The organism is Methanobrevibacter filiformis, from assembly GCF_001639265.1.
Lineage (GTDB): Archaea > Methanobacteriota > Methanobacteria > Methanobacteriales > Methanobacteriaceae > Methanacia > Methanacia filiformis.
The window spans coordinates 1-3,668 of the sequence record NZ_LWMT01000093.1 but is presented as its reverse complement, the minus strand read 5'-3'; the positions used below and the strand labels follow the sequence as shown (position 1 = coordinate 3,668).

Annotated in this window: 5 protein-coding genes; 1 reads left to right on the top strand and 4 read right to left on the bottom strand. The window is 25.0% G+C overall.

The window, feature by feature from the left end; all coding sequences use genetic code 11:
• Window positions 1-135 precede the first annotated feature (135 nt).
• Window positions 136-1,167: a Fic family protein gene (locus MBFIL_RS03220; protein ID WP_066971447.1), complete on the bottom strand. Its 1,032-nt coding sequence runs from the start codon at window positions 1,165-1,167 to the stop codon at window positions 136-138.
• Window positions 1,168-1,557: 390 nt separating this feature from the next.
• Entirely contained in the window at window positions 1,558-1,986 is a 429-nt protein-coding gene (locus MBFIL_RS03215) for a hypothetical protein (protein ID WP_066971445.1), read from the bottom strand.
• Window positions 1,987-2,172: 186 nt separating this feature from the next.
• On the opposite strand from MBFIL_RS03215, the gene MBFIL_RS03210 reads away from it, so the two are divergent.
• Complete coding sequence (locus MBFIL_RS03210) at window positions 2,173-2,580, top strand: hypothetical protein (RefSeq protein ID WP_211261698.1); 408 nt, start codon at window positions 2,173-2,175, stop codon at window positions 2,578-2,580.
• A gap of 221 nt (window positions 2,581-2,801) precedes the next feature.
• Here MBFIL_RS03210 and MBFIL_RS03205 read toward each other — a convergent pair whose 3' ends face one another.
• Entirely contained in the window at window positions 2,802-3,113 is a 312-nt protein-coding gene (locus MBFIL_RS03205) for a DUF2097 domain-containing protein (protein WP_245637445.1), read from the bottom strand.
• Between the two features lie 48 nt (window positions 3,114-3,161).
• A complete protein-coding gene (locus tag MBFIL_RS03200; RefSeq protein WP_066971441.1) occupies window positions 3,162-3,461 on the bottom strand; it encodes a DUF2097 domain-containing protein in 300 nt (99 codons plus the stop codon).
• Window positions 3,462-3,668: the final 207 nt, after the last annotated feature.

The following is a 3,668-nucleotide window of genomic DNA, read 5'->3' as shown; positions in this document are numbered from 1 at the left end:
AAAATTCAATTTATATAACTAATTAAATATCCATATAATTAATTTATCAACAATATAAGACTCTTAAAATACTTATTTAAGAAAATGAGTCTTAATTAATTATCTATTGAATTATGGGACATCTCCTTAAAATTATTAAATTAATACATAATGTGTATTTCTACCATTAGCAACCTGTTTTATGACTTTTAATTCTTTTAATTTAGAAATTTCCCTATTAGCTGATGTATGAGATATTGAAAACATATTTCTTATGTCTTTATTTGCTATTTTACCATTAGAAAGAATTTTCTCAACAATTAGCATTTGTCTTTCAGTAAGTGATATTTGTCCTTTTTCTTTCAAGATTTTAACATTTTTGCTAATTCCAAGAACTTTATCCCTAACTGATCTCATACTAAATGCTACACCATCAGTAAAATACTCTAGCCATTTTGTTAAATCAAGCGTATCTTGGTTAACACTTCTCAGTGCTTTATAGTAGTTAGGACGATTCATATCATAGTAGCTATCTAGTACAAAAAATCTTTTTAAATCAAAATTACGTTTATGAAGAACTAAAGTAGCCATAATACGAGCTATCCTACCATTACCATCAATAAAAGGATGTATTCTTACTAGCTCATAGTGTACCACCCCTGCTACTATTACTGGATCAACTTCATTTAAGTCTTGATTAAACCATCCTAAAAAATCATTGACTAAAGTTAACACATATTTAGTTTTTGGAGGCATGAATGCAATAGATCCATCAGACCTACCAACATACACTTGGCGATCTCTAATAACACCTTCATATTTTGTATCCTCTAATGTCCCATCAGTTAGAATCTTATGAATTTTCAATAAGTCATTACACTTAAATGGAGTTATGATTGCAAAATCAGGGATTTTTTTTAAAGTGTTAAGATAATTTAAAACTTCTTGTTTATCTTTAAGCCTAGCCATGACATTTTTACCATCAGCTAAATCACCCACTTCATCAAGAGTTAAAGTATTCCCTTCAATTGCTGTTGAAAAGTGAGCACTTTCTAAAATAGCATCTTTTCTTAAAGAAACTTCCCATTTAGGTACTAAAGGAGCATTCATTATAATAGCTTTAGATTCAGCAATAAATGTGAGATTATTAACAATCTTATTAGTGTATTTAAAATTTGGCTTAAACAAACGACTCAACCTTTTAAAATAATTATAAATATTGTTTAAATGTTTTTACTTTATTTTTCTAAATATACAAAATATTAATAATAATTATATTTCTAATTTTATTACTTATATAATTTTAGGATAGAAATATAATTTAAACACATTTAAACACTAATTTTACAAAATAATACAAAGATTTAAAAAAAATATTTTATCATAATTTTATCTAATTTCTAAAATTTTTGATTTGAACAATAGAAAATTACAAAAACTTCCAGAATAATTCTAAATTGGATTTAATGCACTGAATGGATTTTTATAAATTTTCTATTCTCTTAAATTGAAGATTTGAAAGTTAGACAAGATTTATCTTTTATCTTTTTACTAAATCAGTGCTTTAAAATCAGTATTTTAGATTTCAATCATTATCTTATCATAATTTACGCTTGCAATTCCTAAATCATTACTTGACCATTCAATAGATACTAATCCTTCTTTTTCTAGTTCCATTAATTTATTTTCTATTTTTGACTTATCTTCATTTAATAGCTTTGCTATTGTATTTACGGATTTTATGTCTATATTTTTAATTAGATTTAGTAGTTCAAGTTCCATATTTCCAAGTTTAATATCTTCATTTATAAGGATTTTTCCATCCTCTATTTCTTCTTCTGGATGTTTGATGAAATATTTCCAGTTTTCTAGGTCCATTTTTGTTTTAATAGTTCCACCACGTTTTTTGAAAATATATTCTAGTGTTTCTATAGAGCCATAGGTTTGCTCATATTCTTTTATTAGCTCTTTTGCTTTAATCATCTTAATTAGATTTATAATTATCATAGCATCACCTGCCATATTTTATTTATTATATGATAGCTATTAATAGCTTACAGGAGAGCATTTGAAAAGTAATATTTAATGTAGTGTTAGAATATTTAATATTTTATTATAATTTATTATAATAAGTTAATATTATATTACTTTAACAGCTAAATGTATTAACTCATATAGAAAATATTATTTATTATGATTTTAAAAGATTTAACTATGACACTCGATAATACAAATTTAGATTATGATAAAATCAAAGCTACAGCTATTAAAAATAGCAACGCTATTGATGCTGCACTTAAAAATGATGTTCCTACTCTTAAAGAAAAATCAATTAGTAAAGAATTAAATAGCTTTTGGAATGCATTTGAATCAAAAGTTAATGGCGTTTTAAAGAATAAAAAAGACAATGAAGTTATTAATGTTTACTCTGTTTTAAGTGAAAACCGTGCTATTGTAATCAGTGAATTCGATATACTTGAACCATGGTTTGTTAAAATTGAAGGAGTGAACAGTGAAACAGGCGAAATTGACCGAGAAATAATCAATTCACGAACTAATGATCATGAAATCATTGTAGAAGCAATAGAAATCACAGAATAATTATTTTGGAAAATATTTTTCCAAAAATATTTTTTAAATAATTTAAAAATAAAAATAATTTGTTAATAGCTAATTTAAAAAAAATATTTTTATGCTTAAAATGCTTATCTTTTAGAACAGCTTTTGATCAAACTTTTATTTCATGACTGAAATTTAGAGAAATCTTTGATTTCTCGTTTTCAAAAATTTAAGTATTTATTATTTAATTTGAGATTAATTTTTTATTTGTCTTCACATCGATCAATTATAACTATTGTTTCATTATTACTATTTTTTGGGATGTGTTTAAATTCAATTAGCTCATCTTTTACTTCTTCAAGATCTACTTCTACACTTGAAGTAAATGTATCTTCTAATACATGAATGACTACTTTAAGTCCAGGTTTTCCATGATATTCTGAGGTATCTACATTTAGAACTTCTCCAGGAGTAAATACTCGGTTATAGGATAATTCCAAAGTATCATATATTTTAACATTGTCAATAATATATTTAAGTGCTTCATCACAGTTCATTTTCAACTCATTAATCAAATAGCATCACCTTTATTTAATAGCTTTTATCGTAAGTACATTATTTAATTATGCATCATCTTCAACTACTAAGATTACTTCTTTTTCATTATTTAAATGTCTGACCTCAAGTAGGTCATCTTTGATATTATTCATATTTACTCTTACAACATCATTTACAAGGTCTCCACTTAAGTGAATTGAAACCATCAAGGACTCTTCTCCCCAATCTTCTTCTACTTCAACTCCTAAAACTTCTCCAGGTGCGTAAACTCTATTATATGATAATTCTAATGTGTCATGCTTTTTAACATTATTTTTAATGTAATCTAAAGCCTCATCTGGTTTTACAAAAATTTCGTCTTCCATTTTCTATCCCCTTGAAATAATATAGTGATTGTACATAACTAATTTATAGTATGATTATATATAACTAATTTTTTATTTTATTTTAGGAGATCTTCCATAATTCATTGATTAGTTAATTGATATTTATTGGTTTATATTGTGATGATGAAGTAATATTAAGTTAAAATAAGGATTATTATTTAGTTTATTGGGTTTTAAGTGGGTTAT